The organism is Alcanivorax sp. HI0044, from assembly GCF_001634945.1.
Genome location: NZ_LWEZ01000413.1, coordinates 1 through 7,135 on the forward strand (window position 1 = coordinate 1; position 7,135 = coordinate 7,135).

7 protein-coding genes are annotated in these 7,135 nt (G+C 58.2%); 4 read left to right on the forward strand and 3 right to left on the reverse strand.

Annotated elements, in window-relative coordinates; genetic code table 11:
• The 3 genes from rsxC to rsxA all read right to left on the reverse strand — a co-directional run.
• Window positions 1–2,167 (reverse strand): electron transport complex subunit RsxC (gene rsxC, locus A3730_RS04990; protein ID WP_063537632.1); only part of this gene is annotated, 2,167 nt, incomplete at its 3' end.
• 82 nt (window positions 2,168–2,249) lie between these two features.
• Window positions 2,250–2,834 (reverse strand): electron transport complex subunit RsxB, encoded by a 585-nt coding sequence (gene rsxB / locus A3730_RS04995; RefSeq protein WP_063520820.1) that lies wholly within the window; start codon window positions 2,832–2,834, stop codon window positions 2,250–2,252.
• 139 nt (window positions 2,835–2,973) lie between these two features.
• Window positions 2,974–3,558, reverse strand: a complete 585-nt coding sequence (gene rsxA / locus A3730_RS05000; RefSeq protein WP_007150071.1) for an electron transport complex subunit RsxA — start codon at window positions 3,556–3,558, stop codon at window positions 2,974–2,976.
• 286 nt (window positions 3,559–3,844) lie between these two features.
• Here rsxA and A3730_RS05005 point away from each other — a divergent pair, with 286 nt between their 5' ends.
• From A3730_RS05005 to A3730_RS05020, 4 genes are all read left to right on the forward strand, one after another.
• Window positions 3,845–4,972: an aminotransferase class V-fold PLP-dependent enzyme gene (locus A3730_RS05005; RefSeq protein WP_063520819.1), complete on the forward strand. Its 1,128-nt coding sequence runs from the start codon at window positions 3,845–3,847 to the stop codon at window positions 4,970–4,972.
• 4 nt (window positions 4,973–4,976) lie between these two features.
• Entirely contained in the window at window positions 4,977–5,702 is a 726-nt protein-coding gene (locus tag A3730_RS05010) for a triacylglycerol lipase (RefSeq protein ID WP_231880686.1), read from the forward strand.
• A gap of 265 nt (window positions 5,703–5,967) precedes the next feature.
• Window positions 5,968–6,732 carry a hypothetical protein gene (locus A3730_RS30225; protein WP_156497002.1) on the forward strand — a complete coding sequence of 255 codons (765 nt, stop codon included), beginning with the start codon at window positions 5,968–5,970 and terminating at the stop codon, window positions 6,730–6,732.
• A 151-nt stretch (window positions 6,733–6,883) separates the two neighbouring features.
• A complete protein-coding gene (locus A3730_RS05020) occupies window positions 6,884–7,132 on the forward strand; it encodes a type II toxin-antitoxin system ParD family antitoxin (protein ID WP_231880460.1) in 249 nt (82 codons plus the stop codon).
• Window positions 7,133–7,135 lie beyond the last annotated feature (3 nt).

The following is a 7,135-nucleotide window of genomic DNA, read 5'->3' on the forward strand; positions in this document are numbered from 1 at the left end:
GGGCGTTTGCCTTGGCGTCACGCAGATCGGCTTTCAATTGGTCCGCCACCGCTTTCAGACGATCCGCTCCGGCACGCAGGTCTGCGGCGTTGTCAGCCCCGTCTTCGTCCGCTTGCCTGGCGGCTTTGACGGCGGCCTTGTAAGCGGAGGAAGCGTCACCGACCTGTTTCTTCAATTCGGCAACCGGGTCTGCTTGAGCAACCGGTGCGGCAGCGGCGGGCGCGTTGGTCTTGGCTTCGCGCAGTTCCGCCTTGAGCGCATCCGCGTTGGCTTTCAGCGTGTCTGCCTGGGCTTTCAATTCAGCCACATTGTCCGCGCCTTCCGCCTCGGCGGCCTTGGCGGCTTTCACTGCCGCCTTGTAGGCGCTGGAAGCATCGCCGACCTGCTTCTTGAGTTTGGCCACTGCATCTTCTGCCGGAGCTGCCGCAACAGGGGCGCCGTCTTTGGCGTCACGCACAGCCGCTTTGGCCTTGTCGGCCACGGCTTTAAGTTGGTCCGCCTCGGCTTTCAGTTCAGCCAGATTATCGGCGCCTTCCGCCTCGGCGATCTTGGCCGCTTTCACCGCAGCTTTGTAGGCTTTGGAGGCGTCCAGTGAGGCTTGCTTCAGCGCGGCCACATCAACAGTACTGGCGGCGGCCGGGCCGGCTTCCTTCTTCTTGCGGTTGGCTTCCAGGCGCGCCTGTCGGCGGGCTTCTTTTTCCGCCTGTTCCTGTTCAATGCGTGCCTGCCGCGCTTCGAAGCGCTGGCGGGCCTTGTCGGCTTTTACCTGGTCCGCCGCCTGCTGGCGTACTTCGCCCTTGGCGTAGCGGTAATACTGCACCAGCGGAATATGGCTGGGGCACACGTACGCACAGGCACCGCATTCGATGCAATCCATCAGGTTGTGGTGCTGGGCTTTTTCCAGATCGTCGTTCTTGGCGTGCCAGTACAGTTGCTGGGGCAGCAGGTTGGCCGGGCACACTTCCGCGCAGGAACCGCAGCGGATGCAGGGCTGTTCCGGCGGCGGTTCCGGCAGCTCTTCCGGGCTGGCGGCGATGATGCAGTTGGTGGTTTTCACCACGGGCACGCCCGGGTTGTGCAGGGTGAAGCCCATCATCGGTCCACCCATGACCAGTCGGCCGATGTCCAGGCCCGCCAGGTTGCCGTGGGCCAGCAAGTCGCGCACCGGAGTGCCCAGCAGCACCTCGTAGTTACCGGGCTGGCTGACGCCGTCGCCGGTGAGGGTGGTGACCCGCGAGACCAGCGGTTCGCCATCGCATACGGCCCGCTTGATGGCATAGGCGGTGCCCACGTTCTGGCAGACCACGCCCACCTGGGCGGGCAGCTGGCCGCTGGCCACTTCCTTGCCGGTGAGCAACTGGATCAGCTGTTTCTCGCCGCCGGAGGGGTATTTGGTGGGCACCACACGCACTTCGATATCGGAGCCTTTGCAGGCCCGTTTGATCGCGGAAATGGCCTCGGGCTTGTTGTCTTCGATACCGATCAGGGTGCGGCGGGGGTTGAGCAGGTACTGGAGAATATGAATGCCGGTGACGATTTGCTCGGCACGCTCACGCATCAGGCGATCATCGGCGGTGATGTAGGGCTCGCATTCCACCGCATTGATCAGCAGCTGCTCCACGCGCTGATGGTCGCCCAGGTTCACCTTGATGCTGGTGGGGAAGCCAGCGCCGCCCATGCCGGCAATGCCCGCGTGGCGGATCAGATCGACCAGCTCGGCTGGGCTTTTTTCGGTGTAGTCGGCAATACCCTGATGTTCAACCCACTGGTCTTCGCCATCCGTGTCGATGACGATACACACCGCATCCATGCCCGATGGGTGCTGGATGGGGCGCGGGCCAATGGCGCTGACCGTGCCAGAGGTAGGCGCATGGATAGCTGCACTGACAGCGCCAATGGGCTCGGCAATCATCTGCCCCTTGAGGACCTTGTCTCCGGGCGCCACCAACGGCTTGGCCGGCGCGCCGATATGCATGTTCAGCGGTAGCACCAGCTGTTGCGGCAGCGGGCCGGGCACGATGGGGGTGCTGTTGGACAGATGCTTCATTTCCGGCGGATGAATGCCGCCGTGGAAGTCATGAATGGGCGCTGGCCGCCGGATGCCCGATGCCAGACGCGCAAAAACAGAGCGTGTTTTTCGGGTTTTGTTTGTTTGCGCTTGGCTCATGGCAACAATCTCCGGCCATGCACGAGCGAATCCGAGTGGCACTGCACAAGCGTCATGCGTCCGGCGTGTGGCGTGAAGCGTCTCATAAATTCACCACCTCAATGCGGCTGTCCGGGCGCTCACCGATACCCGCCGGGCGCTGCCAGCCCCAGGTTTGCAAGGTCGGTTTCACTTCCAGCATGTCGATACAGTCCACCGGGCAGGGCTCCACACAGAGATCGCAGCCGGTGCATTCATCAACAATGACCGTGTGCATCAACTTGGCGGCGCCGACGATGGCATCCACCGGGCAGGCCTGGATGCACTTGGTGCAGCCAATGCACTCGTCTTCGCGGATGTAGGCGACCTTGGCCACGTTGGCGTCTTCCGCGCCTTCATTATCCAGCGTCAGTTCTTCACGGCCGAGCAATTCGGACAGCGCCACCACGGTGTCCTGTCCGCCTGGCGGGCAGCGGTTGTGTTCTTCGCCCTCGGCAATGGCTTCCGCATAAGGGCGGCAACCCGGGTGGCCACACTGGCCGCACTGGGTCTGCGGCAGCAGCGAATCAATCTGCTCGACGATCGGATCGCCTTCTACCTTGAATTTTTCCGAGGCAAACCCGAGCACAGCACCGAACACCGCCGCCAAAGCCAACAACGCCGCCACAGCAATTAACACAGCGGTCATGAGCACACTCCGTGTGCCGCAGGACGCAGAATGCCGAATGCCGGACACGGCAAAACAGTGCGTAGCAGCACAGGGTTGGCGATTATCGTGAGGCACCGCGCCCCTGTCAGGCGTCGGGCATCAGGCGTCGTGCGTACATTCATAACTTGATCAACCCGGAAAAGCCCATGAATGCCAGTGACATGAGACCGGCGGTGATCAGGCCGATGCTGGGGCCGCGAAAGGCTTCGGGTACATCGGCCACGGCAATGCGCTCGCGCATGGCGGCAAACAGGATCAGCACCAGGGAAAAGCCCAGCGCCGCCCCGAAACCGTAGGTCAGCGAAGACATAAAGGTGGCGTCTTCCTGGCGCACATTCAGCAGGGCCACGCCCAGCACCGCACAGTTGGATGTGATCAACGGCAGGAATACCCCCAGCACCCGGTAGAGCAGCGGGCTGGCTTTCTTCACGAACATTTCGGTGAACTGCACGGCCACCGCAATCACCAGAATAAAGCTGATGGTGCGCAGGTATTCCAGCTCGAAGGGCACCAGAATGTAGGCCCAGGTCAGGTAGGCAAGCACGGAGGACAGCGTCAGCACGAACGTGGTGGCCAGGGACATGCCCATGGCGGTTTCCACTTTATTGGACACCCCCATAAACGGACACAGCCCGAGGAACTGCACCAGCACGAAATTGTTTACCAGCACAGCGCTGATCAGAATCAGGACGTACTCAGTCATGTGATCGCAGGCTCGCTTGCCGAAAAAAATAGGAGTAGACGCCATGTTTACATGGCATCAAGGGCGCATAGTATGAGGCAGCGCCTGTATACGCTCAAGAATGATAGCGAATAAGCTTAATAGACAAGGGAGTACAGGTCATTGGCCGTCTTTTGAACAGTTGACCCGGCTTTTGCCACTATTTTGCGGTTGAAGGCGGGCAAACGGTTGCGGTGGGCCGGTCAATCCAGTATCCAAGACAGACGAAAAACCCCGTACCCGTAACCTGGCTGATTGGGAGAGACCCGTGCCCGCTTTACCCCGCGATTTTGACCGTGACGGTCTGCTCGAATACTCCGTGGTTTTCACCGACCGTTCCCTGAACCATATGTCACAACGCTTCCAGCAGGTGATGCGGGATATCTCATCGACCCTGAAACAGGTCTATAACGCGCATTCCGTGGCTGTGGTGCCCGGTGGCGGCAGCTTCGGCATGGAAGCAGTGGCCCGTCAGTTCGCCACCGACCAGTCCTGCCTGGTGATTCGCAATGGTTTCTTCAGCTTCCGCTGGAGCCAGATCTTCGAGATGGGCAAGATCCCGTCCAAAGAAACCGTTCTCAAAGCCTCTCCGGTTAACGACCAGCCCCAGGCTGCATTCGCCCCGGCGCCCATTGAAGAGGTGGTCGCTGCCATCAAGGCGGAAAAACCGGCCATGGTGTTCGCCCCCCACGTGGAAACGGCCTCCGGCATCATCCTGCCCGATGACTACATCAAACAGGTGGCCGATGCGGTGCACAGTGTGGGCGGCCTGTTCGTCCTCGACTGCATTGCCTCCGGCACCATCTGGGTGGACATGCAGGCTTGCGGCGTCGACGTGCTGATCAGTGCGCCACAAAAAGGCTGGAGCAGCTCGCCGTGCAGCGCGCTGGTGATGCTCAGCGAGGCCGCAGAAAAGCGTCTGCACGAAACTACCAGCAGCAGCTTCGCCTGCGACCTGCGTAAATGGCGCGACATCATGATCGCCTATGAAAACGGCGGCCATGCCTACCACGCCACCATGCCCACCGATGCGCTGACCGGTTTCCGCGACACCATGATGGAAACCGTGGAGCGCGGCCTGGAGACCGTTAAAGCCGAACAGTGGCAGCTGGGTAAGGCGGTACGCGCCCTGATGGCCGAACACGGTTTTGCCAGCGTCGCCGCACCGGGCTTTGAAGCCCCGGGTGTGGTGGTGTCCTACACCGGTGACGATGGCATCAAGAGCGGTGCGGCATTTATCGCGCAAGGCTTGCAGACCGCCGGTGGTGTGCCGCTTATGTGCGACGAACCGGCGGACTTCAAGACCTTCCGTGTGGGCCTGTTCGGCCTGGACAAGCTCGGTGATGTGGATGCGGCGGTGGCCCGCCTCAAGACTGCGCTGGATCAGCTTGGCTAGATCCGTGACGGGCAGGGCAGGGGCGCTGGCGTTGTTGCTGGCGTGCCTGCTGGCCTGGACCGCAGCACAGGCGGAGGAAAACATGGAAGAACCGCAATGCGTTGTGCTGCTGCATGGCCTGGCCAGAACCGCCCACGCCATGAAGAAAATGGAAACGGCCCTGGAGAAAACCGGTTATACGGTGGTGAACCAGGGGTACCCCTCTACCAAACACCCTATTCAAACCCTCGCGGCGCAAACCCTTCCCGCTGCTTTAGCGCAATGCCCCGACGAAGGCAGCATCCATTTCGTTACCCACTCTATGGGTGGCATTCTGCTGCGCCAGTACCTCAGCGAACACACCATTCCCCGCCTTGGCCGAACCGTCATGCTCGGCCCGCCCAATCAGGGCAGCGAAGTGGTGGACCGCCTGGGTGCCTGGGCGCCATTCCAATGGTTCAACGGCCCTGCCGGCAGCCAGATGGGCACCGGCCCGGACAGCCTCCCCAACCAGCTCGGCCCGGTGGATTTCCCGGTCGGTATCATCGCCGGCAATCAGACCATCAATTTCCTGCTCTCCACGCAACTACCCGGACCTAACGATGGCAAGGTCACCGTAGAAAGAACCAAAGTCGAAGGCATGCAGGACCATCTGGTGCTGCCGGTGACGCATCCGTTCATGATGCGTAACGGAGAGGTGATTGCGCAGGTAAAGATATTCCTGGCGGAAGGGCGGTTTGATTATCCGTGAATGCACGAAGCCTGCGGGGCTGTGGGCTCCTTAGACATAGGCTCCTTTCGCTTTTAGCGATGCTGCTTTTTTGAGCAGTGTTATTCGTTTCGGGGAATGGAGAAGGCAACATATCGAATCATGCCCTGACAAGCTGGTTTGTAACGTACTGACTTTTCTGCTTTTATCTTACAATATGCAAATTTTATAAATGTGATATGAAGCCGGCGCGTTCATTGGATATTCGAGCCGGCTTCCTAATACCTGTTAACTTTGTAGGATCGGCATGAAGCCACAATTTTCAGAATTTACGTACGGATATACGGTAGTAGAGGAGCTAACTAGAAACTACCGATTTACGGCAGTACCCACTTTTCCAACGCTTATCGAGGAAGGACGGGATGGTGGCGGCTATGATGTTCAGGTAGAAATTCAAGGCCTGCCATTTTTTCTGCAATTCAAACGTTCTGATTATCTAGGTCGTTCAAATGCAAAGTACCATCACGTATTCGGAAGCTCGTATTATCGTTTCAATCTACATGCCTTGAGACATTCAAAACAGCACGATTTACTTATCCATCTAGAACGCTGTGGGAATCCAGTTTTCTATGTGGCACCTAAGTTCCATACAAATGTAGAGATGCATAACAATTATTTTAGTCGTTCTGTAGCTAGAAACTCGATTTGGGTAGCGCCTACAGAAATTGGCAATTTGCCAGATGATGACGAGCATTCAATCTGTTTCAATCAATCAGAGTCGCAGGTCTATTTCTGCTCAGAACCAAAGCCGGTCGAACACAGGATGAGTTTTAAGACTGACGCATTAGAGCGTTACGTTTCCATATTTAAAGAACGGAATGGTTATCGGCAGTTTCATAAAGACAATTGGGAAGAGCTTTATGATCAGATGCTGTACGTATTTCAAAAACACGACAGCTTGGGTTTTGGCAAGCTCTCTAGGTACTTAGACGAAGACGAGAACGTTATAACTAAAACAGCTAAGCTGTCTCGCTTAGCGTTCGGTGCGGACATGGTGGTTTATGAAAGTTAACAAGGCGCTGTTGTCGGACAAATTTTTCGCTGCGCTACAAATTTGCCGCAAAGCGCGGCGTTGGGTGGCAAGAAGATGAGCATTGATTCGGCGCGAGGAAAGAGTATGATAATGTCATACCTCTGCCATGTTAGGAGCACCAGCCATGAGCATGCACCGGAAAACCATCACGCTGACCGAACAGCAAGACGGCTGGGTGAAAGCCCAGATTGAAAGCGGCCACTTTGGCAACGATAGTGAGTACATCCGCGATCTCATCCGAAGGGACCAACAGACCAAAGAACGTCTTGCCATGCTGAGGCAAGCCCTCGCTGAGGGTGAGTCCAGCGGGGAACCGAAACCGTTGGATATAACGGCTATCAAGGCGGCTGGCCGTAAGCGGATTAAGGCTGCCGATTAGTGC

Bases quoted from the DNA above. Each gene is read 5' to 3' on its own strand.
- rsxA (WP_007150071.1), bottom strand. From the start codon at position 3,558: ATGACTGAGTACGTCCTGATTCTGATCAGCGCTGTGCTGGTAAACAAT.
- A3730_RS05020 (WP_231880460.1), top strand. From the start codon at position 6,884: ATGCACCGGAAAACCATCACGCTGACCGAACAGCAAGACGGCTGGGTG.
- A3730_RS30225 (WP_156497002.1), top strand. From the start codon at position 5,968: ATGAAGCCACAATTTTCAGAATTTACGTACGGATATACGGTAGTAGAG.
- rsxB (WP_063520820.1), bottom strand. From the start codon at position 2,834: ATGACCGCTGTGTTAATTGCTGTGGCGGCGTTGTTGGCTTTGGCGGCG.